17 protein-coding genes and 1 pseudogene are annotated in these 23,984 nt (G+C 71.8%); 6 read left to right on the forward strand and 12 right to left on the reverse strand.

The annotated features are described in order from the left end of the window. Positions 1-168: 168 nt before the first annotated feature. Together OHT77_RS38625 and OHT77_RS38630 are read left to right on the forward strand one after the other, a co-directional pair. A complete protein-coding gene (locus OHT77_RS38625) occupies positions 169-1,782 on the forward strand; it encodes a glycoside hydrolase family 27 protein (protein ID WP_328832992.1) in 1,614 nt (537 codons plus the stop codon). A gap of 34 nt (positions 1,783-1,816) precedes the next feature. Further along, positions 1,817-3,277 carry a glycoside hydrolase family 76 protein gene (locus OHT77_RS38630; protein ID WP_328832993.1) on the forward strand — a complete coding sequence of 487 codons (1,461 nt, stop codon included), beginning with the start codon at positions 1,817-1,819 and terminating at the stop codon, positions 3,275-3,277. A gap of 22 nt (positions 3,278-3,299) precedes the next feature. Here the strand turns inward: OHT77_RS38630 and OHT77_RS38635 are convergent, their stop codons facing one another. Beyond that, positions 3,300-4,199, reverse strand: a complete 900-nt coding sequence (locus OHT77_RS38635; protein WP_328832994.1) for an amidohydrolase — start codon at positions 4,197-4,199, stop codon at positions 3,300-3,302. 289 nt (positions 4,200-4,488) lie between these two features. Between OHT77_RS38635 and OHT77_RS38640 the strand changes: the two genes are divergently transcribed. Next, a complete protein-coding gene (locus tag OHT77_RS38640; protein ID WP_328834451.1) occupies positions 4,489-5,970 on the forward strand; it encodes an MFS transporter in 1,482 nt (493 codons plus the stop codon). A gap of 55 nt (positions 5,971-6,025) precedes the next feature. Here OHT77_RS38640 and OHT77_RS38645 read toward each other — a convergent pair whose 3' ends face one another. From OHT77_RS38645 to OHT77_RS38665, 5 genes are all read right to left on the reverse strand, one after another. Then, entirely contained in the window at positions 6,026-7,810 is a 1,785-nt protein-coding gene (locus tag OHT77_RS38645) for an ATP-binding SpoIIE family protein phosphatase (protein ID WP_328832995.1), read from the reverse strand. A 52-nt stretch (positions 7,811-7,862) separates the two neighbouring features. Beyond that, a complete protein-coding gene (locus OHT77_RS38650; RefSeq protein ID WP_401322088.1) occupies positions 7,863-8,567 on the reverse strand; it encodes a class I SAM-dependent DNA methyltransferase in 705 nt (234 codons plus the stop codon). Positions 8,568-8,738: 171 nt separating this feature from the next. Next, the gene (locus tag OHT77_RS38655; protein WP_328832997.1) at positions 8,739-10,973 is read right to left on the reverse strand and encodes a hypothetical protein; all 2,235 of its coding nucleotides are present in this window, start codon (positions 10,971-10,973) and stop codon (positions 8,739-8,741) included. 73 nt (positions 10,974-11,046) lie between these two features. Then, positions 11,047-11,724: an HAD family hydrolase gene (locus OHT77_RS38660; protein WP_328832998.1), complete on the reverse strand. Its 678-nt coding sequence runs from the start codon at positions 11,722-11,724 to the stop codon at positions 11,047-11,049. A gap of 19 nt (positions 11,725-11,743) precedes the next feature. After that, on the reverse strand, positions 11,744-12,220 hold the full coding sequence (locus OHT77_RS38665; RefSeq protein WP_328832999.1) for an Lrp/AsnC family transcriptional regulator: 477 nt from the start codon (positions 12,218-12,220) through the stop codon (positions 11,744-11,746). Positions 12,221-12,397: 177 nt separating this feature from the next. On the opposite strand from OHT77_RS38665, the gene OHT77_RS38670 reads away from it, so the two are divergent. Together OHT77_RS38670 and OHT77_RS38675 are read left to right on the forward strand one after the other, a co-directional pair. Beyond that, on the forward strand, positions 12,398-13,906 hold the full coding sequence (locus OHT77_RS38670; protein WP_328833000.1) for an FUSC family protein: 1,509 nt from the start codon (positions 12,398-12,400) through the stop codon (positions 13,904-13,906). A gap of 83 nt (positions 13,907-13,989) precedes the next feature. Further along, positions 13,990-15,027, forward strand: coding sequence for a lactonase family protein (locus tag OHT77_RS38675; RefSeq protein ID WP_328833001.1), 1,038 nt, complete (start codon positions 13,990-13,992; stop codon positions 15,025-15,027). Between the two features lie 97 nt (positions 15,028-15,124). Here OHT77_RS38675 and OHT77_RS38680 read toward each other — a convergent pair whose 3' ends face one another. The 4 genes from OHT77_RS38680 to OHT77_RS38695 form a co-directional block, all read right to left on the reverse strand. Next, a complete protein-coding gene (locus OHT77_RS38680) occupies positions 15,125-16,048 on the reverse strand; it encodes a sirohydrochlorin chelatase (protein ID WP_328833002.1) in 924 nt (307 codons plus the stop codon). A gap of 95 nt (positions 16,049-16,143) precedes the next feature. Beyond that, positions 16,144-17,112 carry an N-acetylglucosamine kinase gene (locus OHT77_RS38685; protein ID WP_328834452.1) on the reverse strand — a complete coding sequence of 323 codons (969 nt, stop codon included), beginning with the start codon at positions 17,110-17,112 and terminating at the stop codon, positions 16,144-16,146. 53 nt (positions 17,113-17,165) lie between these two features. Then, positions 17,166-17,843 carry a uracil-DNA glycosylase gene (locus tag OHT77_RS38690; RefSeq protein WP_026178657.1) on the reverse strand — a complete coding sequence of 226 codons (678 nt, stop codon included), beginning with the start codon at positions 17,841-17,843 and terminating at the stop codon, positions 17,166-17,168. A 133-nt stretch (positions 17,844-17,976) separates the two neighbouring features. Further along, entirely contained in the window at positions 17,977-19,128 is a 1,152-nt protein-coding gene (locus OHT77_RS38695) for a WD40/YVTN/BNR-like repeat-containing protein (protein WP_443048172.1), read from the reverse strand. Positions 19,129-19,343: 215 nt separating this feature from the next. Between OHT77_RS38695 and OHT77_RS38700 the strand changes: the two genes are divergently transcribed. Further along, a complete protein-coding gene (locus OHT77_RS38700) occupies positions 19,344-19,928 on the forward strand; it encodes an Rv1733c family protein (RefSeq protein ID WP_328833004.1) in 585 nt (194 codons plus the stop codon). A gap of 138 nt (positions 19,929-20,066) precedes the next feature. Here OHT77_RS38700 and OHT77_RS38705 read toward each other — a convergent pair. Then, positions 20,067-22,197, reverse strand: a pseudogene (locus OHT77_RS38705) (HEAT repeat domain-containing protein). Between the two features lie 87 nt (positions 22,198-22,284). Further along, on the reverse strand, positions 22,285-23,952 hold the full coding sequence (locus OHT77_RS38710; RefSeq protein ID WP_328833005.1) for an acyl-CoA dehydrogenase family protein: 1,668 nt from the start codon (positions 23,950-23,952) through the stop codon (positions 22,285-22,287). Positions 23,953-23,984: the final 32 nt, after the last annotated feature.

Genomic DNA, 23,984 nt, shown 5'->3' on the forward strand with positions numbered 1-23,984 from the left:
CATTGACTCAGGAGGTCGTCAACGCATCTGACAGCACGGGTAGTTCACTCCCGGGAGATTTAGGTCCGGACCATTGACGGTGAAGCCGTGCTGATGGAACCTGCACGATGGTTACGTTTCCACAGGTGAGTTCGTCCGGCCCCACACGGCGAAACAGGAGACAACGAGATGACCGTCCCGTCCCTCTTCACCAGACGGCTCAGCGCCGCCCTCACGATGGCGCTGCTGCTCGCCCTCGTCCCGGCCCTGCTGGTGCTGCGCGCCGCGCCGCCCGCCCAGGCCCTCGACAACGGCCTCGCCAGGACACCCCCGATGGGCTGGAACGACTGGAACTCCTTCGGCTGCAACGTGACCGAGCAACTCGTCGAGCAGACCGCCGACTACCTCGTCTCCTCCGGGCTGAAGGGTGCCGGGTACCAGTACGTCAACATCGACGACTGCTGGATGACCTCGGCCCGCAACTCCGCCGGTCAACTCGTCCCCGATCCCGTCAAGTTCCCCAATGGCATCAGCGGCACCGCCGCCTACGTCCACAGCAAGGGCCTCAAGCTCGGCATCTACGAGAGCGCCGGCACCGCCACCTGCGCGGGCTACCCGGGCAGCCTCGGCCATGAGCAGACGGACGCCAACAGCTTCGCCGCGTGGGGCGTGGACTACCTCAAGTACGACAACTGCAACCACCAGAACGTGCCCGACCAGCAGCGCTACACCGCGATGCGCGACGCCCTCGCCAACACCGGCCGCCCGATCGTCTACAGCCTCTGCAACTGGGGCCTCGCGAGCGTCTGGACCTGGGGGTCGGGCGTCGGCAACAGCTGGCGCACCACCGACGACATCAACGTCAACTTCTCGACCGTGACGTCGATCTACAAGGCCAACGTGAAACTCGCCGCGTACGCCAAGCCGGGCGCCTGGAACGACCCGGACATGCTGGAGGTCGGCAACGGCATGTCGTTCACCGAGGACCGCTCGCACTTCAGCCTCTGGTCGGAGATGGCCGCCCCGCTGATCGCCGGCACCGACCTGCGCAAGGCCACCGCCGCGACCCTCTCGCTCTACGGCAACAAGGAAGTCATCGCCGTCGACCAGGACTCGCTGGGCAAGCAGGGCACCGAGATCTCCAACTCCGGTGGCCTGCACGTCCTCACCAAACCCCTCGCCAACGGCGACGTCTCGGTGGTCCTCTTCAACGAGAACACCTCCGCCGCGACCATCTCCACCTCCGCGACGGCGGCCGGACTCCCCTCCGCCTCCTCGTACCAGCTCAACAACCTCTGGTCGCACGTCGTCAGCAGCACCAGCGGCTCCATCTCGGCGAGCGTCCCCGGCCACGGCACGGTCATGTACCGGGTCTCCGTCGGCAGCGGCACCAGCGTCGGCGGCACCCGCCCGCTGATCAGCGCCTCCTCCAACCGCTGCCTCGACGCCTACAACGGCGAGACCACGCCGGGCACCAAGATAGAGATCTGGGACTGCGGCGGCGGCACCAACCAGGCCGTGACCATCACCGCCGCCGGCGAACTCCGGCTCTACGGCGGCACCCAGTGCCTGGACGCCTACAACAACCAGACCACCAACGGCACCAAGGTCCAGCTCTACGGCTGCAACGGCGGCGCCAACCAGAAATGGACCGTCAACCCCAACGGCACGATCACCGGCACCCAGTCGGGCCTCTGCCTCGACGTGACGGGCGGCGACCAGCCCGCGGGCAACGTCAACGGCACCCCGCTGGAGCTCTGGTCCTGCAACGGCGGCGCCAACCAGCAGTGGCGCCTGGGCTGACCGCCCGCAATCCCCCCACCCCGATGGAGCCGGCATGACATCCACAGCAGCGCGCGTCCGCAGAACCGGAGCCGGCCTGACCGCCGCCCTCGCCCTTCTCGTCCCGGCCCTGGGCGGCACCGCGGTCGCCGACGCGCAGGCGAGCGTGTGCAACAAGTACTGCGACGCCCGCGACCCGGCCCTCTCCCCGGGGGACCGGCAGCCGGTGACGGCATCGATCTACTCGCGCGGCATCGCCCTGCACTTCGACGACACCGACGCGATGGGCTGGGCCTCGATCACCAACGGCAGCGCCGGCGACGAGGTCTGGCTCGACCGCTCCTTCGACGGCGGCCGCACCTGGAGCTCCGGCAGCAAGCTCGGCGACACCACCGTGCCCGCGGGGCAGGGCGGTTGGCGCACCCTGATGTACAACGTCGACGACTGGAACGCCCTCGGCGTCGGTGCCCTGCGCGCCTGCGGCAAGGCGGGGGACCGCGCCGAGATCGCCTGCACGCCGTGGGCCCGCACGACGTGGAACGCGGGCAGCCGGTCGACTGCCGCCGCCACGGCGCTGATGCAGTCGTACAACCTGGGCACCGGCCTCTTCGACACCACCGGCTGGTGGAACTCGGCCAACGCCCTGACCGCCCTCATCGACAACGTCCGCGTCACCGGCATGGGCAGCTACAAGTACGCGATCGGCAACACCTACGACCGCAACCTCTCGGCCCAGGGCGGCAACTTCACCAACGACTACATCGACGACACGGGCTGGTGGGGACTGGCCTGGGTCGACGCCTACGACCTCACCGGCGACTCCCGCTACCTCAACACCGCCCGCGCGGACGCCGATTACATGGCCCGCTACTGGGACAACACCTGCGGCGGCGGGGTGTGGTGGAGCACCGCGAAGACGTACAAGAACGCCATCGCCAACTCCCTCTACCTGGAGCTGACCGCCGCCCTGCACAACCGCATCGCGGGCGACTCGGCCTATCTCGGCCGGGCCAACGCCGAGTGGTCCTGGTTCAAGGGCACCGGCATGATCAACGGCTCCCATCTGGTCAACGACGGCATCAACCTGTCGACCTGCGGCAACAACGGCGACACGACGTGGTCGTACAACCAGGGTGTGCTGCTCGGCGGCCTCTCGGAGCTGTACCGCGCGACGGGGGACTCGTCTCTGCTCACCACCGGTCGTCAGATCGGTGACGCCTCGACCACCTCCACGGCCCTCAACTCCGGTGGCATCCTTCGGGAACCGTGCGAGGCGAGCGGGTGCGGCGGTGACGGGCCGACCTTCAAGGGGGCGTACGTCCGAGGCCTGAGCGCCTTCAACTCCCGTCTGTCCGACCGTCCTTACACCGCCTACATCAAGCGTCAGGCCGACACCGCCTACGCGAACGACCGCAACTCCCTTGACGCGTACGGCCTGCACTGGGCCGGGCCGCTGGACTCGACCGACGCGGCCCGGCAGCAGAGCGCGCTCGACCTGATGAACGCGGCGAACTGACACGCCGTCACATCAGGGCAGGTCACCCCTCCCCGGTCAGGAGCCGTCGCGGATTGGCGATGCGGAAGGCGTACGCGGCGGCTCCGCCGAGGCCGTACCCGGGGTACCGGGGCGGTTCGGCGTAGGGGCGGTCCGAGCCCTGGACCACGGCGTCGACGCCGAGGGCGCGCACGATCGCGGCGACGGCGGTCGGGCCGTAGGACGAGGTCTCGACGAACGTGCCGGGGTCGGTCGGCTGCTGGTGGCCGGAGCGGGCGGTGAAACGCTCGCCGTGCAACGGGGCGAGGCCCGCGAGCAGGGCGAAGCAGACGCGCAGGCGCGGGTGTCGGGGGCGGCCGAAGGCGCGGAAGGCGTGCCAACTGGCGTGCATCTGCTGGACGTAGGGGACCATCGCGGGCCACCAGGCGGGGTCCGTCGAGGAGCCGGGCGCGGGACCGGGGTGGACGAAGAGCGGGAGGTCGCGTTCCTCGAGGAGGTCCAGGAGCGGGGCACAGCGCGCGTAACCGGCCGCGTCGGCAAGGGAGTTGGCGGGGAGCTGGAGACCGGCGAAGCCTCGGTCGAGGTCCTTGGCGGTCGCCTCCGTGTCGATGTCCCGCACGCAGGCCGCGGCCCAGGCGCCGAAGGGCTCCGGGAGGGAGGCCGCGCCGTCGTGGTAGGCGTCGAGCAGGGGCCGCGCCTCGGCGGCGGGCAACCACTCCACGCCGATCGGGGCGGACAGCGAGACGAGGACCCGGCCGAGACCGTCGGCGACGGCGAGGTCTGCGCGCCGGGCGATGTCGTGGTCGGCGGGCGGTATCTCGAACGGCGGCTCACCGTCCAGGAACAGCGTCCAGCCGTCCAGGAACGGCGGTTCGCGGCGGGCGCGCAGGGCCGTCACCAGCGAGGGGGTCCACAGATGCTGGTGTACGTCGACGTTGGTCATGTCGCTTCTCCCGCCAAGGCGTTCAGTGTGCTCGGACAGCGTCTGTCCGCCCGCGACGACCCAGGCGACCAAGAGCGTCTCCCCACGTCCCGTCACGTGTGAACCTAGCGCCTGGGACCCCGATGATCGAGTGGTGCGGACGAGGGGCCGGGCGTACGGTCGAACGGTGGGCAGTCGGCGGACGGAGCCGTCCGCCGTACTCCCGTGAGTGCGGTTCCCCATGAGCAGTCCTCGGCACGCATCCCCAGCGCAGTCCACCACCCCGGACACCGGCGGTGGCGGCAGCACGATGGCGCTGCTGGTGATCGCGTCCTGTCAGCTGATGGTGGTCCTCGACATCACCATCGTGAACATCGCCCTGCCGCACATCCAGAGCTCCCTGGGCTTCTCCACGACCAGCCTCGCCTGGGTCGTCAACGCGTACACCCTCACCTTCGGCGGACTGCTGCTCCTCGGCGGGCGGGCCGGTGACATCCTCGGCCGGCGACGGGTGTTCGTGTTCGGGGTGCTGCTCTTCGTACTCGCCTCCCTGCTCGGCGGGTTGTCCCAGAACTCCGGCCAACTCCTCGCCGCACGCGCCCTCCAGGGCGTCGGCGGTGCCATCGCCTCGCCGACCTCCCTCGCCCTGATCAGCACCACGTTCCGTGAAGGCCCGGAACGCAACCGGGCGTTCGGGGTCTTCGCCGGTGTCTCGGCCGGCGGCGGCGCGATCGGACTGCTGATGGGCGGCATCCTCGTCGAGTGGCTGAACTGGCGCTGGGTCCTCTTCGTCAACGTCCCGATCGGACTGCTGATCGTCCTCGCCACCCCGCGCTGGATCAAGGAGTCCGCACGCCACCCGGGCCACTTCGACATCACCGGCGCACTGACCTCCACCGTGGGCGTGGTGTTCCTGGTCTACGGCTTCATCCGGGCCGCGCAGGAGGGCTGGCGGGACTGGCTCACCCTGGCCTCGTTCGGCGCGGCCGCGGTCGTCCTCGCCCTGTTCGTGCTGGTCGAGCGGCGCTCCCGGCAGCCGATCACCCCGCTGCACATGTTCCGCGACCGCAACCGCGCGGGGACGTACGGCATCATGCTGTGCCTCGCCGCCGCGATCTTCGGCATGTTCTTCTTCCTCACGCTCTTCGTCCAGGACGTGCTGGGCTTCAGCCCGCTCATGGCCGGGTTCGCCTTCCTGCCGGTCAGCGCGGTGATCGCGGTCGGCGCGGGCCTTGCCTCGCGGTTCCTGCCGACGTACGGACCCAAGCCGTTCATGGTGGTCGGCGCGGTCCTCGCGGCGGGGGGCCTGTCCTGGCTGACGCTGACGGACGTCCACTCTACGTACCTGGGCAGCGTTCTCGGGCCGATGCTGGTGTTCAGCCTCGGCATGGGCATGGAGTTCGTGTCGCTGACCCTGATGGCGCTGTCCGACGTGCCCGTCCAGGAGACCGGCGCGGCCTCCGGGCTCCTCAACGTCATGCAGCAGGTGGGTGGTTCGCTCGGGCTGTCCATCCTGGTCACGATGTTCGGCACGGCCAGCCGCAACGAGGCGAAGGACCGCATCCCCGCGTTCCTGTCCCAGGCGACCCCGGCCGAACGCCTCCAGTTCCGGCGCACCGGCCAACTCCCGGGCATCTGGGGCGATCACGTCCTCACCGCCGGGGTCTCGGCCGCGTTCGTCATGGCGGCGATCTTCACCGTCGTCGCCGCGCTGATCGCCGTCATCGTGATCCAGGTCCGTCCTTCGGACCTCGAACGCCTCAAGGGCGGCACGGGTGTCGGGCCGGTCTGACCGCCAACTCCCTTGAGGGAGGCAGTACTTCGGGGGAGCCAGTACTTCGGGGGAGCTAGAACTTCGGGATCTGCTGCTCGAACCACACGACCTTGCCCGTGCTCAGCCGCGTCGCCCCCCAGCGCTGGGCGAGCCGGTCGACCAGGAACAGGCCCCGGCCGCCCTCGTCGCCGGGTGAGGCCTGCCGCATGCGGGGCACCTGGGGCGAGTCGTCGGTGACCTCGCAGCGCAGCACGTCGGTGCGCAGCAGCCGTAGCGAGATGGGGCGCGAGGCGTACCGCACGGCGTTCGTGACGACCTCGCTGACCATGAGTTCCGTGGTGTCGAGCAGGGCGTCCAGGCCCCAGCGGTGCAGCACCCTGCGCGTCAGTCGGCGGGCCTGGCCCGCGGTGAGGGGGTGGGGGTCGAGGTGCCAGTAGCCGACGCTGTCCGGGGGGAAGCCCTCGAAGCGGGCGGTGAGCAGCGCGATGTCGTCGTCGCGGGGGCCCGGCGCCAGGGCGGTGAGGATGCGGTCGCAGAGCCGCTCCAGCGAGGCGTGGCGGTGCCGGTGCGGAGTGGACCGGAGGTGGGTGCGCAGGGCCTCCACGCCCGTACCCACGTCCGTGTCGCGGGACTCGACCAGGCCGTCGGTGTACAGGACCAGGGTCGTGCCGGTGGGCGCGGGCATCTCGACGGACTCGAAGACGACACCGCCGACGCCGATGGGGGCGCCCGGCGGGACGTGCAGGACCTCCGCGTGGCCGTTCGGGCGCAGCAGGACGGCGGGCGGATGGCCGGCGTTGGCCATGAGCAGGCGGTGCGAGATCGGGTCGTAGATCGCGTACAGGCAGGTCGCGATGTGGTCGCTGCCGAGGCGCTGGGCCTGTTCGTCGAGGTGGTGCAGGACCTCGTGCGGGGGCAGGTCGAGGCCGGCGAGGGTCTGCACGATGGTGCGCAGCTGGCCCATGATCGCGGCGGAGGTCATCGAGTGGCCCATCACGTCACCGACGATCAGCGCGACCCGGCTCCCGGGCAGCGGTATCGCGTCGTACCAGTCGCCGCCGACCTGCGCGGTCTTCGAGGCGGGCAGATAGCGGCTGGCCAGCCGGATGCCGGTCGGCTCGGGCAGCGAGGACGGCAGCATCGTGTGCTGGAGCGTGTCCGCGACGGAGGCCTCGTGGCCGTACATCACCGCCTTCTGGACGCCGATCGCGGTGTGGGTGGCCAGCTGGGAGGCGACGAGCAGGTCGTCGGCGGTGAACGCGGCACGGCCGGGGCGGCGCAGCAGGACGACGGTGCCCATGACGTGGTGGCGGCCGTGCAGCGGGGCGATGATCAGGCGGCGGCCCGGCGGCAGCGTCCCCCGCGCGCTGGCGGCGGGGCCGAGCAGTTCGGCCACGGCGGGATGGATGTCCGGGGTGTCGCCGAACGCTGGACGCCCGGCCAGCAGGAGCTTCGCGAGCCGCCCGGTGAGGGCCGGCTGCACGCGCTCGGCCACGTTCTCGTACTCGGCGTGCGGCATCAGCAGCGCGGTCCTGGCCTCCGGCGCCCGGTCGATGCTGTGCAGCTGCAGGACGACCGGCGCGGCCGACTTCTCGTCCCCGACGGGCAGCGGATCGTGCAGGTGGATCACGATCGCGTCCGCGAAGGTGGGCACCGCCGCCCACCGCAGCTCCCGCAGCGTCTCGTCCAGGTCCATCCCGCGGGCGATCCGCCGGGTGGCCACGTCCAGGTACTGCAGCCGGTCCAGCTGTCGTACGGGCGTCCGGCCGAGCGGTACGACGGGTGCGGGGCCGCTCGCCGAGGGGCCTCGCCGGGCGGTACCGGCGGGGCCTTCGCGAGGGCTGGGATACTCCGTCACACGTTCGTCCCGTCCACTGGTGCGGCATGGCCGCCGTGTCGGTGCTACGGCCTCAGTCGCGTCGTCGGCAGCAGAGGAAGACCTGCTCCTCGGGCGGGACGTCGGCGACCGCCGGGGCGTAGGTGTACGAGGTCTCCTTCACGATCTCGAAGCCCGCGGTGTCGAGGATCTTGTGCAGGTCGTCGAGGAGATAGCCGGAGACCCGGATCGTGTGGCCGAGGAAGGGGATCTCGAAGTCGTCCACATGGGCCTCCACCATCGACAGGGCGAACAGTCCGCCCGGGTTCAAGAGGTGGTGGATCGTGCGCAGGGCGAGCGGGATCTCCGCGCGCGGCAGCATCAGCAGGGAGAAGAACGCGGCGACGCCGTCGAAACGGCCCAGGTCGGTGGGGCCGCCGGGGCGCAGGTCGGCGAGGTCGAGCTGATGGAAGGTGGCGGCGGGCACGTACTCCCGGGCCAGCTCCACCATCCGGGCCGACAGGTCCACGCCGACGACGTCGAGACCCGCGTCCGCGAGCTGCTTGGCGGTCGGCACGCCGGTGCCGGAGCCGAGGTCCAGCACGCGGGCGCCCGGGTCGAGCGACTCGACGAGCCAGTCACCGGCGCCGACCTGGCCCTCCTTGTGCGGGAAGGCCTCGTCGTACCGGTCCCCGATGGCATCGAAGGCCTCGGCCTGACCTGATCGGTCGGGCCGCAGACTGCCGTAATCGGACCCGTCGTGCGTTCCGCTCACTGAACTGGCCTTTCGTCCGCGCATAGAGGATTGTCCCACAAGTCTGTGAAGTGAGGTTTCGGCGGAAAAAGAACGTGAGGGGCGCCCTGGGGCACCCCTCACGGAACGTCGAGGGCGAGGAAAGCGGACGCACTGGTTTCAGAAGGAGTGGAGAAGGAAGTCCGTCCATGGCCTCGCCGGGGACGACGTTAGCAGTCAGGCGGGGATCAGGTCGCGCAGATTTTCGAGAGTGACGACAAGAGATCCGGCGGGCAGCCCGTCCGGGCGATGCAGACCGATGTAGGTGACCGGTTCGTCGGGGATTGTCGCCCCGTCCCACCGCGTCACGGTCGTCGCCCCACCGGTCATCAGCTCTACGAGATGGCGCACGGTGAGCTGCTCGCGCTCGACGATCCCGCGCAGCAGGTTCGCCACCGTCACCCGGTTCTGCTCCACCCGGTTCGCCGACGGGGTGCCCCGGAGATACAGGTGCAGCCACTTCGCCCGCCAGGTGCCGTCCTCCCCGCGCAGGAACACCAGCGGCAGGGCGACCCGGCCCGTACCGCGCAGCTCCGACTTCATCCGCACGGTACGCGGTTCGAACGGCCGCCCCCGCTGCTCGCCTTCACGCAGCATGAACCCGAAGAACGACTCCTCGACCTCCTCGAACCCCTCGCCCGCGAAGATGTTGACCTGCGGCACGACGAACGCCCCGCGTACGGCGCCCAGCCGCAGATTGATGAACTCCGAGGCTCCGTCCGGTGCTTCGGTGATGTCACCGGAGTGCTCGCCCTCGACCTCGGTGAGCGCGGTGTACGACAGCCACGAGTGCGTCGAGTAGTCCGCGTTCAGCATCAGCGCCGACAGGTCGAAGTCGGTGCGCTGCTCTGTCTCCTTCCAGTACACGAAGAACCGCAGCAACTCGCCCTCCACCACGGAGAGGGACCCGCGCGGCAGCACCCCGAGCCCGGCCGCCGTCGCCTTCCCGCTCAGCGGCAGGGCCACGTCCAGCACCTCCGGATCGACCAACAGCCGCTCAGGAGAAGGCAGTCGACGCCGCGTCTCGTCGTCCAGCGCCGCGATCAGCCGCTCACGCTCGGCCGGCCATACGATCGGCCGCTCGTCGTCGGCGACCCAGGCGCGGCCCCGCCGGTTCACGAAGACGCGCAACTCCCCGCTCTCCCGGGCCCTGTTGTGCAGATGCTCGCGCACCGACAGCACGACCCGGCCCGACACCTGGGGTGCGACCTGTTCGGCGGCGGCCACCACGGCGTCCCGCTCCTCCTGCGTGAGCGCCATGCGCAGCAGCCGGTCCAGCGCGCGGAACAGCTTGCCCGGCGCCGACTTCAGCAGCTCCGCCGCCCCCAGCACGTCGTGCCGGGCGAGCAGTTCCTCGACCCGGCTGTCGAACGAACGGGCCTTCAGTTCACCGCGCGCGACCCCGAACACCTTGGCGGCGTGCGGCAGTTGAGGGTACTCGTGCGGGTGCAGCCGCTCACCGAGCCGCTTCCATGCCTCGCGGTGCGCGTGCACGTCGGCGAGCTTCGCGGGGGACGCGGCGATCACCGAGTCCAGGCCCGCGAGCAGCGCCCGCCGCACCGGGCGCGACGGCGAGCGGAAACGGGTCGGCTCCACCAGGGTCACATCACCGTCCGACAGCGCGCAGGCCAGCCGCAGCACATCGGTCACGGTGTCGAGCAGCAGCGCCGAACCCGTCTTCAGGCGGGCCTGGTTGACGATCGCGCGGTTCTCCCGCACCGGGATCGCCTCGGGCTGCGGCCCGTCGGCGCACCGCTCGGCGAGCGCCCGCAGATCGGCCCGGTGCTCCTCGCCCAGGGGAGTGGTGCTGCCCGCCAACGCCAGGTACAGGGCAGTGAGTTCACCGGCGAGTTCGCCGCCCGCGTGCAGCACGGTGAGCCGGTCGCTCGCCGCCGCGATCAACTCGTCCTGCGCGGCGAGCAGTTCGGCGTACGTGTGCTGGTACCTGCCGTAGGCCGGGAGGGTGAGCAGATCGACCACGCCGGACCACAGCTGGTCGAGCGTCCCCTCACGGGTCTTCTCGTCGCGGAGCGCGCCGAGGAGGCACTCCATCCAGAAGTCCTCCGTGGAGGGGACGTTGGCCGGGAAGTCGATGAAGTAGGCGTTGTGCTGGACGTGATCGCCGACCAGCTCGCGGACGGTCCGCAGGGTGCGCGCGGCGATCCGGACGACCGTCTTCTCGGGCAGCCCCGACAGCCGTGCGAGCAGGTCGGGGGAGAGCTTGAAGCCGACGGAGAGCAGCGCGGCGTCGAACTGCCGCGCTGCGACGGCGCCTTCGGCCACGCGGCTTGTGCCTTCACCCGCGGAGCCCGTGGCTTCACCCGAGAGGCTCCCGGCTTCACCCGAGGGGTTCTTGGGGAGCGGGACGCGGAACGTGTGCCGGATGACCAGTGGTTCGAGTCGGTCGATCATTCCGGCATGGTCCCAGAACCGAACAAGCGGACGCATTCGGGTTTCGCGCGGCGCCCCGTGCCCGGACCGGACGTCAGCTCAGCCAGTCGTACGCCCCCTGCGCGCTGAACTCCGCCTGCCCGCCCCGCAGCAGCAGTCGCGCCGTCGCGAACTCGGGGGCGTCGGCCTGCGCCGCCACGTATGGGATCGCGATGCAGCGCATCCCGGCCGCGTGGGCCGCCGCCGCGCCCGGTGCCGCGTCCTCCAGGACGACACAGTCGGCCGGGGCCGCGCCCAGGCGGCGTGCGGCCTCCAGGAAGACGTCCGGTGCGGGCTTGCCGCGCGGCACCTCGTCGGCCGAGACCGCGGTCCGCAGGGACGCGTCGAGCCCGGTGCCGGTCAGGATCGCCTCGATGGCCTCCGGCGACGAACCCGAGGCCACCGCCATCGGCACGCCCTCGGCCGCCAGCAGCTCCACGAACTTCCGCATCTCCGGGTACACGCGCGTCGCGGCCCGGGCCAGCGCCAGATAGTGCCGGTTCGTCTCCGCGAGCAGCTGCTCCACCGGGGCCTTCAGGCCGTAGCGCTCCTTCAGCAGGACGAGGGTCTCCTGGGTGCTGATGCCGACGAAGCGTTCGTGCTGGGCCCAGGTGAAGTCCGGGACGCCGTGCTCGGCGAGGGTCTGCCGGCTGGCTTCGTAGTAGTTCGGCTCGCTGTCCACGAGTGTTCCGTCGAGATCGAAGATGACCGAGAGGGCGCCGAGGTTGCTCATGGGTTCAGGATGCCAAGGGTCACGTGCCGGTCGCGCGACCGATCGACTCGACCAGCGGCAGCAGACGGTGCGGGACGCGTTCGCGCAGCGCCATCTCGGTGCGGGTGCGGACCACGCCCGGCAGGCTGATCAGGCGCTGGATCACGTCCTCCAGGTGACCGTTGTCCCGTGCCACGACCCGGGTGAGCAGGTCTCCGCCGCCGGTGATCGAGAACGCCTCGACGATCTCCGGCACGGCGGCCAGGGCGTCCCCGACCTCGTCGAGATGCCCCTGCGTGACCTCGATGTGCACGAACGCGAGCACCGGGTGCCCGAGCGCGGCGGGGGAGAGGAACGGGCCCGTGGCGGTGATCACCCCGTCCCGCTCCATCCGGTCCAGCCGCGCCTGGAGGGTGCCCCGGGCGACCCCGAGCAGCCGGGCGTACTCCCGCACGCTGGTACGCGGCTGCTCCAGAAGCAGCCTTAGGATCCGGGTGTCGAGTTCGTCCACGCTCATGAGGCTCGACTGTACCAATGGCTCAGCGCATTGCGACCAGGCCAATGGACCAGCTGTTCGCGAGCGACTTGAGCCACTCGCCCCGATGATGCTCTCATGGGCATGTCGATGGCGCTGCGGACCTCCGCGGCGCCTTTTTCATGCCGGTGTCCGGGTGCGCGCAGGGGGCGGGAAGCAGTGCTGAAAAGGGTGTTCGTGGCTCCGGACCCGGGGCGCGTACGGCTGCGGTTCGCCGGCCGGGCCGTGCTCGGCATCGGCCTCGCGGTCGTCGTCTGCGGGCTGACCGGACAGTCCCTCGCGGGCGCCGTCACCGGTGGCCTCGCCGCGCTGCTCGCCCTGTTCACGGTGACGGACGCCACGGTGCGCGGGCAGGCCGTCACCACCGCGCTGCTGCCCTGCGTGGGCCTGCCGGTGCTCGCCGCCGCGGCCGAACTGCACGACCACCCCGTCGCCCGCGACCTCACCTTCCTCGCCGTGGTCGGCGCAGGCGTCTACGCGCGCCGCTGGGGACCGCGCGGCCACAGCCTCGGCGTCTTCGCGTTCATGACCTTCTTCGTGGCCCAGTTCCTGCACGCGACCACCGACCAACTGCCCAGGCTGTACGCGGCAGTTGGCCTCTCCGTGCTCACCGCGGCGACGGTCCGCTTCGGCTTCTGGTGCTACGAACACCGGCTGCCCCCGATCGCCGTACCCGCCCCGACTGCCGGTCGCGGCCTGGCCCGTGTGACCACCCGGCAGGCGGTCCAGGCGACCGCCGGTGCCGGATTCGCCCTCGTGGTGGGCCAGTTGGTGTCCGGGCAGCGCTGGTACTGGGCCGTCGGCGCCACCTGGTGGATCTTCGTGAACACCGCCTCGCGCGGCGAGACCGTGGTCCGGGGCTTCCGCCGCGTCCTCGGCACGGTCCTCGGCATCGCCCTGGGCCTGCTCGTCGCCGTACCGGTCCACGGCGCCCCCGTCCCCACCGCGATCCTGGTCGCCGCCTGCGTCTTCGGCATCTTCTACTCGGCCGCCGTCTCCTACACCTGGATGATGCTCTCGGTGACCCTGATGGCAGAACTGCTCTACGGCCTCCTCGGCGTCCTGAACCCCGCACTGCTGGCGCTGCGGTTCGCGGAGACCGGCATCGGTGCGCTCGGCGCCGTACTCGCCGTTTTGCTCGTGCTGCCGGTGACCACCCACACCACCACGGACGCCTGGATCCAGCGCGCCCTGCGCTGCGTCCACACCTGCACCGCCGAGGCCGCCGCCCGCCTCGCCGGTTCCGCCACGGCCGACCCCGCGGGACGCGTCGCCGAGCTCGAGCAGCTCCTCGGCCGGGTCCGGCTGTCCGTCGCGCCCCTCGTGCACCCGCTGAACCCCGTGCTGGGCCGCAAGCGCCGCGCCCGCCGGGTGCTCGACCTGCTCGACGACTGCGCCCGCGAGATCCGGGGTCTCGTCGCGGTGGCCGCCGACCCGGAGGCCTCGCACGACGCCCGCCTCGCCGCCGCGTGCTGGCGCGTGGAGACCGCGGTCGAGGCGCTCACCGACGGCGACACGTCACGGCTCACGGCCGCTGCGGCCCGGCCGCCGGTGGAACCCGCGCTGGCCCACCTCCACGGCCTGGAGCGTGCCCTCGCGGAGCTCGCCGAGCCGCTGCGCGAGCGGTCCGGCGTGCCGCGCTGGAACGGGCTCGGCACTCTGGTCTAGACCGGTCTTGATCGACTGCTACCGTCACCCCCGACAGCAAGGACCGGAGCACGAACCGGAGCACAGACCGAGAGGGGACAGCGGTGGCAGACGGCGACACGCGGGGACGGCGGGCCTTCATCGGGTCGTTCACGGCGGCGGGCGGCCCGGGTGTCGTCACGGCGGCCGTGGACGCGGACAGCGGCGCGCTGACCGTCCTGAGCGGGGTCGACGGCGTCCCCGACCCCTCCTATCTCGCCCTGGCCCCCGACCGAGCCACTCTCTACGCCGTCAGCGAGACGGCCGAGGGCGCGGTGGCCGCGTACCGCGTGCACGGCGACAAGCCCGACCTGCTCGGGTCGCCGGTGCGCATCGGAGCGTCAGGACCGACCTACCTGTGCCTGTTCGACGGCCATGTCCTGACCGCCGACTACGGCTCCGGCAGCGTCACCGCCGTACCGGTCCGCGCGGACGGCACGCTCGCGAACCGCCCCTCCGGCCAGCTCCGGCACACCGGTTCCGGCCCGCACCAGCTGCGCCAACAGGGCCCGCACGCCCACCAGATCCAGCCCGACCCGAGCGGCCGCTGGGCGGTCAGCATCGACCTCGGCACCGACTCCGCGCGGGTGTGCACGCTGGACGAGGGCCGTCCCGTACTCCACCGCGAGATCGCGCTGCGGCCCCGCTCGGGCCCCCGCCACCTGGCCTTCCACCCGGACGGCACCCACGCCTACGTCCTCAACGAACTCACGCCCACCGTCACCGTCTGCCGCTGGGACGCCGAGAGCGGCTCCCTGAAGCCGCTGACCGAGGTGTCGGTCCTGCCGGGCCCGCCCGACGGCGACGCCGCCTACCCCTCCGGCATCGTGGCCTCACCGGACGGCCGCTTCGTCTGGACGGCGACCCGAGGCGAGGACGTCCTGTCCGTGCTCGCCGTCGAGGGCGACGAACTGCGCCTGATCGGCACGGTGCCCTGCGAGGGCCACTGGCCGCGCGCCCTCACCGAGGCCGGGGGACACCTGTACGTCGCCAACGAGCGCTCCGGCGACGTCACATGGTTCACCCTCGACCCGGCCACGGGCCTCCCACGCCGCGGCGGCTCGATCAAGGTGCCCGCCGCGTCCTGCGTGGTCTTCGACTGACCGAGCACACCCCGTCCGTCCCCGGACATGCCGAAGGGCCCACTCCCGCGTGAGGAGGGGCCCTTTCGGCGCTACGGCGGTACGTGTGCGGGATGGATCAGCGGACCGGAGCGCCTTGCGGCTGCGGCGGGGCGATGCCCAGTGCCGTCGTGTACTTGGCGAGGGCGAGCTTGCCGATCGCCGGGTACGGACCGAGCGCCTCGGCGGCGGAACAGCCGGCCTCTGCGGCGGCGGCCTGGAGCAGACCCGGGTCGATCTCGGGGCCGATCAGGTAGGGCGCGAGCGCCAGCTGCTGCGAACCCGAGGAACGCAGCTGCTCCGCGATCGCCGAGATCGAACCTTCCTGGTCCAGCGCCGCGGCCATGACCGGCACGGCGAGACGCGCGGCGAGCAGCATGCCGGTGATACCGGCCGCCTGCACGGCCTCCTCGCCGCCCACGGAGGCGAGGATGATGCCGTCCGCCGCGGTCGCCACGGTGAACAGCCGGGCGCGGTCGGCACGGGCCAGACCCGCCTCGGACAGCCGGACGTGCAGCGCCTCGGCGAGCAGCGGGTGCGGGCCGAGCACATCGGTCAGATCGGCCGCGACCCGGCTGTCCATGACGGCCTGGCGGACCTGGCGCAGCAGCGCGCTGTCGGGACCGGCGAGCAGCGGCACGACGACGGCCACCGGCCCGTCGGGCTCCTTGACGTCGGAGCCGGCGGCCCTGGCCTGCTCGAAGCGGGCGGTGCGCTCCTCGGCGGCGTGCGCGAGCACGGAGGTCAGCGTGGGGAACTCGGAGTCGTCCCCGTCGAGATAACCGATGCGGCCGTCGAGACCGGGCAGCTCGGAGCGCGCGATGCTCACGACCTCCTCGGCGAGGCTGCGCGTGGCGGCGCTGGGCGTGCCGGGCACGGCCAGGACCAGCGCGGGCGCGCCCTCGGGAGCCGCCAGCTGCTCGGGTCGGCGGTGCCGCCCGGGCTGGCGAGGTCGCGGCATTCGTACTGGCAGGCCGGACGCGGGCCCAGTGGGGGAGCTCATGGCGAGGCATGTTACTGGCTTCTTGGGCTCCCCTGTTCGGGGAGGGTGCAGGTGAGCGGTATCCGTCCTGTTTTGTCTGATGAGTTACGTACGGATCAGAAGTGATCACCTCGTCCCATTGGTGCCACCACGGTCAGCATCAGCTCGTCACCCGGCAACGCGAGGGCGCCCGCGGCGAGATCCCGCGCGATCCGCACGGCACCGTCCAGTGGATCCCCCTCCGACGCAACCAGCCGCGCGTGCGGCAGCCGCTTCGCCAACTCCTCGTGCAGCGGTCCGAGGAGAGGCTCGCCCAGCCTGAACAGGCCACCGGTGAGCGCGACGTGGGGCTCACCGACGGTCGGACAGACGGCGGCGGCTGACTCGGCCATGTGCCGGGCGGCGGCCCGCAGGATGCCGGCGGCCACCGGATCGTCCGGAGCGCACTCGGCGACACGGGGCGCGAACGCCGCGAGTACGGCGGGCCGGTCGGTCCGCGGATACACCTTGCCAGGCAACCCCGCCATCGCCCCGAACTGCTCCTCGGCGCAGGTCAACAGCCGGGCGGAACCGCCGTCCCGCCCGTCGTACGCACGCAGCGCCGCCTCCAGGCCCGCCCGCCCGATCCAGGCCCCGCCACCGCAGTCGCCCAGCAGATGCCCCCACCCGTCGGCCCGCCGCCATCCGACGAGATCGGTGCCGATCGCGATGAGCCCGGTCCCGGCGGCGACCACGGCACCGGGCCGGGTCCCGAGGGCGCCCGCGTAAGCGGTGACGGCATCGGCGGCGAGCGCGACGGTCCGCACCCCGAACTCCCGCGCCAGCGCCCCCGGCAACTCCTCCCGCAGCCCGTCCCCGAGAGTGGCGAGCCCGGCCGCCCCGATCACCGCCGTGCCCAGATCGGACGGCTCGGCCGGCTCCGACGCCTCGGACGTCTCGGACGTCTCGGACAACGTGGTCAACGCCCGGACCATGGGGACCAGTTGCTCCATGAAATGCCCGGCGTCGATCCCACGGGCACCGGTCCGGACGGGTTCCCCGGAGGTCAGCGGGCCGGATGTCCGGCCACCGCCGACCTCGCCCATGACGACCCGGAGCCCGGAGCCTCCCGAGTCCACGGCGAGAAACCCCTGGACGGTCACGGCAGACGCCAGTCCACCGGTTGTCCTCCCTGCCGGACCAGCAGGTCGTTGGCGCGGCTGAAGGGGCGGGAGCCGAAGAAGCCGCGGTCGGCGGACATCGGGGACGGGTGCGAGGACTCCACCGAGGGCAGGTCGCCCAGCAGGGGGCGGAGGTTGCGGGCGTCACGCCCCCACAGGATCGACACCAACGGCTTGCCGCGCGCGGCCAGCGCCCGTATCGCCTGCTCGGTGACCTCTTCCCAGCCCTTGCCGCGATGCGCGGCCGGACTGCGCGGGGCCGTGGTCAGCGCCCTGTTGAGGAGGAGCACTCCCTGCTGGCTCCACGGGGTCAGGTCGCCGTTGGACGGCTGGGGCAGTCCCAGGTCGGTGTTCAACTCCCGGTAGATGTTGAGCAGGCTGGGCGGGAGCGGACGTACCTCGGGGGCCACCGAGAACGACAGCCCCACGGCGTGCCCCGGGGTCGGATACGGGTCCTGCCCGACGATCAGGACGCGGACGTCGTCGAAGGGCTGCTGGAAGGCTCGGAGGACATTCGGTCCCGCCGGCAGATAGGTGCGTCCGGCGGCGATCTCCGCGCGCAGGAAGTCCCCCATCTCGGCGACGCGTCCGGCCACGGGTTCCAGGGCTTTCGCCCAGCCCGGTTCGACGATCTCATGCAACGGTCGTGGTGCCACGGGCGTCACCCTACTGCCGTACAGGGCCCGGCGATCAACCGGTGGCCCGAGCCCGACCGGGAACGACCGAACCGTCGACTCCGCTGAACGAAGCGTCCCCACCCGGGAGTTGCCCCCATCGCGGCTTTCGCCGTCACGCGATCACCGCCGCCCGCACGCACAGCACGTCGGGCAGATGGGACGCCAACTGCCGCCAGCTGTCGCCGTCGTCGTCGGACGCGAACACCTCGCCGTTGCGATTGCCGAAGTACACGCCCGCCGGGTCCGCGCCGTCCGTGCAGAGCGCGTCCCGCAGCACCGTGCCGTAGTGGTCCTCGGCCGGCAGCCCCGCCGACAGCGGCTCCCAGCTGCGGCCCGCGTCCGCCGTACGGAACACCCGGCACCGGTGCTCGGCGGGCACCCGGTCCGCGTCGGCGTTGATCGGGAACACGTAGGCCGTGTCGCCGCGGTGAGGGTGGGCCGCCGCGGCGAAACCGAACGTGGACGGCAGGCCCTCGCCGATGTCCGTCCAGTGCGCGCCCGCGTCGTCGCTCCGGTACACGCCCCAGTGGTTCTGCAGATACAGCCGGTCCGGGGTCGCCGCGTCCTGCGCGACCTTGTGCACGCACTGCCCGAACTCCGGGTTCGGATCCGGCAGGAACACCGCGGAGACACCGGAGTTGGACGGCTCCCAGCTCGCGCCGCCGTCGCCCGTGCGGAACACCCCGGCCGTCGAGACCGCGACCGTCACGGCCTGCGGGTCGCGCTCGTCGGTGAGGATGGTGTGCAGCCCCTCTCCGCCGCCGCCCGGCACCCACCGCGAGCGCGTCGGATGCTCCCAGAGCGGGCGGACCAGCTCGAAGCTCTCGCCGCGGTCCTCGGAGCGGAACAGCGCGGCCGGCTCCGTCCCCGCGTACACCACGTCGGGCTCGGCCGCCGCCGGGTGCAACTGCCACACGCGCTCCAGCGAAGCCCCGGTGTCCTTGGGGAACTTGACCGCAGGCCGCGCCGGCTCGGCCCAGGTGCGGCCCAGATCGTCGGAGTGGAACACCGAAGGACCCCAGTGAGAGCTGTCACCACCCGCCAGCAGTCTCGGCGTGGGGCCCCGGGTGTCGACGGCGACCGAATACAGCGCCTGCGCGTTGAAGTACGGACTCTCGTCGAACTTCCAGACCCCACCCCGCCTACGCCCGATGAACAGGCCTTTTCGCGTGCCCACCGCGAGCAGAATCTCCGTCATTCCGATCACCTCCGCTGCGTTTTTGGCTATTTCGCCCCCACCACTCGCCAGTCTGCACCCCACCACTGACAGTCACCCCCGGAACCGTCATCACCGCAGGTCAGGGTGGCGATACCGGCCCGCGGGGGCGGTTCCGCGAGTGCCTCTCGCGAAGTGCCTGCGAAAGCAAGGGATGCCATGGGAACGTCGAGTCGGGGTATTCGTCGTGAGCATCGAGCAGTCGTCTCCCGTATGGGAGGGCGGTTCGGCATGTCAGTGCGTTCATGAGGAGGATGCCTTCGATGGCGTTCCGAGGTCCGAAGGTGTGGCTGTGGCGGTGGCGGCGGAATCCGCTCAAGCGCCGTGCCGATGCGGTGGAATCGTGGATCGTGCTCGGCGCCTGGCTGATCACCGTCCTCGCCGGTGTGCTCGCCGGTCTGACGGCGACCCAGTCCGTCGAACACGAACTGGCTCAGGAACGCGTCGACTGGAAGCCCGTGGTGGCCCTGGTCACCCAGGACGCGCCAGGATCCGCCCCGGCCAACTCGAGCAGAGCGAGCAGCGAGCTGGTCTGGGCGAAGGTCCGCTGGACGGCCACCGACGGCTCCTCGCACAGCGGCCAGATACGCGTCCCCTCGGGCAGCGCGATCGGCACCCCGGTGACCGTCTGGACCGACCCGCGGGGCCACCTCGTGACCAAGCCCGCCACCGCCTCCCAGGCCCGGTTGCGCGCCATCCTGATCGGCACCCTCCTCGGCCTGGGCGCGGCAGCCGTCCCCCTCGTCAGCGCCCGAGCCCTCCGCGGCCGACTGGAACGCCGACGCATGGAGCAGTGGGACGAGGAGTGGGCCCGCTTCGGCCCCCTGTGGGGACGCAAGACCGGCTGAACACCCCGGCGCACGGCGGTGGTTGACCGGAGTGCCCCTGACCTACGTATCGCAGGCAGGGGCTCTCGTCACGTCCTGCAAATTCGTCGGCCGGGTGTCGAGTCGCTCTGACATGCCGGGAAGCAGCCCCGCCCGATCTCACCCCGCCAGCACCTCCCGGCACGCCACCGACAACCGCTCGTCGTCCAGCACGTCGTGGCTCCCATGCCCACCCGATCGCACCAAATGCCGTCGCGGCGAACCTAGTTCCGCCTTCACCAGGTCACGCAGAGGCGCCCCCGCCACCCCCATGTCGACCAGACACGCGGCCACGACACCCCGCACCCCCGGCTGCTCGACCCAGGCCGAACGCAGCACCGGCAGCACCCGCTCCACCTCCCCACCGACCCGCCACAGCGCACACGCCCCCGCCGTCCGCTCCCAGGCACACTCCGCCCCAACCATGCGCGCCAGCCCCGGCGTTGCCGCCCGCGCGGACGCCCCCAGCCGCCCCAGCACCTCCGCGGCAACCCGGCGCCGCCCCGCATCCGCCACCGCCAACTCCCGTATCAGCACGGGCAGTACGGCCGGTGCGTCCCCTTCCACCGACCACAGCGCACCCGCGGCGACACCGGCGCACTCGGAGTCCAGCAACCCCCGCAGCACGGGTGCGACCCCCTCAGCGCCGCCCCCGATCACGTCGAGCGCCCGCACCGCCGACTCCACGACCCGGTGTCTCAGCCGCACCCCGTCCGCCACCCCGCTCAGCAACCGCAGCACCTCCGGTACCGCCTCCCGATCGGCGAGCGCGGTGAGCGCCGACAGGAGCGGTACCGCGTGGTCGTACGTGTCGGGGGAGTCGAGGGGAACCAGGCCGAGCCGGTGTCTCAGCGCGGGGGCGAGCGGGGCGGCGGAGCGGCCGAGGTGGATGATCACGCGGCCCAGGTCGACGGGCGGGACCGGTTGGGCGAGGACCTGGGCCAGCACCGGTGTCGCCCGTGGATCGCCGCAGCGGGCAAGGGCCTTGAGGGGTCCGCCGAGGGTCGGTGCCCGGTGCTGCCAGCGGTGGATCCACAGGTCGGCGCGTGCGGTCACCAGAGTGTGGAGGTGGTCGGCGGCCGGGGCGGCCAGGTGGAAGAGATCCCCGAGGACGGACACGGCGGCATCGCGCAACCGGTCCGATACCGCCGCGCCGAGCAACGGCTCCGCACTCGTGCTCAGTTGCTCACCGATCAACTCGACCGGCACCGCATAGTCGGCGCGCCACTCGCGGAACAACCCCGCCGCCATCCATACCCCGTTGCACCGGTCGGCCGGATCGGGGCTGCTCAACTGCCCTTCCAGGAGGGCGATCCGGTCGCCCACCCGGTCGCCGAGCGCGGTGTGCAGCGTACGCAGCAGCAGCGCGCCCTCCTCGTCCGAGGGTCGAAGGCGTCGTAACCGGCCCGCGAGCGAGTCGGGGTCGGGGGAGTCGTCCTCGGCCGGTGCCGAGAGCCCCGAGCGGCGTCGCTCGGAGCGCTCCCCGAGCAGTTCGACGACTGTCGGGACCAGGTCGGCGGGGAGCAGTTCCGGTGCGCAGCCCGCGAGTTGGCCGAGCGCGGCGAGCCGTAGACCGGGGTCGTACGGCGGGGTGCCGAGGGTCAGGAGGATGTCGAGCGCCTCGGGGGCGTGGGCCGGGTGCTGTCGTACGAACAGGCCGAGGCTCTCCGTGAGGGCGAGCAGGATCCGGTCGTCGCGCTCCACCGTGATGCGCTGCCGTAACAGGTCCAGCACGCGCGGGGGTTGGTCGAGGAACCGGACCAGCGCCTCGGCCGCCGCGCGGCGCACACCGGGGTCACGGTCCCCGAGGAGCCCGGCGAACTCGTCGGCCCGCGCCTGGACGGCGGCGTCCGCCGCCGCACCTCTCTGGCCGGCGTTCGCCGACGCACCACTCCGGCGGGCGTCCGCCGCCGTGTCCGCATGGCCGGCGTCCGCCCCCGCCTCACCTCCGTCCCCCGCGCCCTCCTCCGGCTCGTGTCCCCCTTCCGATGCTGATCAGCAGCTCCACCAACCCGCCCCGGTCCGCGACCTGTTCGCAGGCGGCGAGCGTGAACAGGAACGGGACGCAGGCGAGCGTCGCGTCGTAGACGATCCCCTGGTGATGCACCGCGTCGTACATCCCGTCGAGCGCGGTCGCCCGCTCGACGGGGTCCGCGGAGGCGAGTCCCCGGAGCAGTCCGGGCACGTCCTCCGCGCTGCCGTACGCATGCCGCAGTGAGGCCCAGCCGATCTCGTCGATCCCCGTGAACACGTTGCCCTCCCCAGACGAAGTGCCCGACTGATCGCGAGTCTGCACCACGCCACTGACAACGAAGCGGAATCGGGGGGTGACCGAGGGTCAATCTCCTGTGGGCAGAGCGCGGGTGAGGATCGTGTCGAGGTCGGCGGAGTCGGGGAGGGTGCCGAAGGAGTGCCCCCAGTCGCCGGCCAGCCGGGTCGCGCAGAAGGCGTCGGCGACGGCGGCCGGGGCGTGTCGTACGAGGAGGGAGGCCTGGAGCGTGAGGGCCATGTGCTCCACGAGACGGCGGGCGCTCGTCTCGGTGGCCTGGTTCAACTCGTCCTTCAGGCGGCTCACGGACGCGTCCAGGCGGGCGTCCGCGCCTTGGGCCAGGGCGAGTTCGGCGAACAGGGCCTCCGCCGTGCCGGGTTCGCGGGTCAACGCCCGTAGTACGTCGAGGGCGTTGACGTTCCCCGAGCCCTCCCAGATGGAAAGGAGCGGGGCCTCGCGGTAGTGGCGGGGCATGCCCGAGCCCTCGACGTAGCCGTTGCCGCCGAGGCATTCGAGGGCCTCCGCCGTGAAGGCCGGGCCGCGCTTGGTGACCCAGAACTTGCCTACGGCGGTGGCGATACGGCGGAACGCCGACTCGGCTTCTTCACCGCGCACCGACCGGTCGGCCGCGCCCGCGAGTCGCAGGGTGAGGGTCGTGGCGGCCTCCGACTCCAGCGCCAGATCCGCCAACACGTTGCGCATCAGCGGCTGTTCGAGGAGCCGGGCGCCGAACGCGGACCGGTGTCGCGCGTGGTGACCCGCTTCGACGAGCGTCTTGCGCATGAGAGTCGCCGACATCATCACGCAGTCCAGGCGGGTGCAGTTGACCATCTCGATGATGGTCTTGACGCCGCGCCCCTCGGGGCCGACCAGCCAGGCGACGGTTCCGTCGAACTCGGGTTCCGAGGACGCGTTGGACCGGTTGCCGAGCTTGTCCTTCAGCCGCTGGATGCGGAACGTGTTGCGGCTGCCGTCGGGCAGCACGCGCGGTACGAGGAAGCATGACAGTCCGTCAGGCGCCTGTGCCAGTACGAGGAAAACATCGCACATCGGCGCCGACGTGAACCACTTGTGGCCGCGCAGGGTGTACACGCCGGGTTCGGCGGTGGGCGTGGCCACCGTGGTGTTCGTGCGGACGTCGGAGCCGCCCTGCTTCTCCGTCATGCCCATCCCGGCGAGCAGCCCGCGCTTCTCGGTCGGCACGCGCAGGACGGGGTCGTACACCCGGCTGGTCAGCAACGGCTCGTAGACGGCGGCCAGTTCGGGGGTGGCGCGCAGGGCGGGGACGGCGGCGTACGTCATCGACGTCGGGCAGCCGTGCCCGGCCTCGGTGTGCCCCCACACCAACCCCCGTGCCGTACGGGCCACATGGGCGCCGGGACGCTCGTCCGTCCAGGGCGCTCCGGCCAGCCCCTCGGCGACGGCGACGCCCATCAGCCGGTGCCAGCTGGGGTGGAACTCGACCTCGTCGATCCGGTTGCCGTAGCGGTCGTGCGTGCGCAGCTCCGGCTCGTGCCGGTTCGCCTGGTCGCCCCACTCCTGCGCCTCCGCGCTGCCCGCCGCCCGGCCGAGCCGCCGTACGTCCTCCTCGGCCCAGCCGGCGCCCTCGCGGCGCAGCCCCTCCAGCAGGGCGGCGTCCTCGGAGGAGTCGTACGGGGTCAGGGGCGGGGGCTGGTTGGTGACGTCGTGCGTGGCGTTCCGCGGCTGCGGCGGTATGTGCGCGAGTGTCTGGGCCATACCAGCAGTGTTGCACTATTCCTGCGGTCGCA

Origin of the sequence: Streptomyces sp. NBC_00252, from assembly GCF_036187565.1 — a bacterium.
GTDB lineage: Bacteria > Actinomycetota > Actinomycetes > Streptomycetales > Streptomycetaceae > Streptomyces.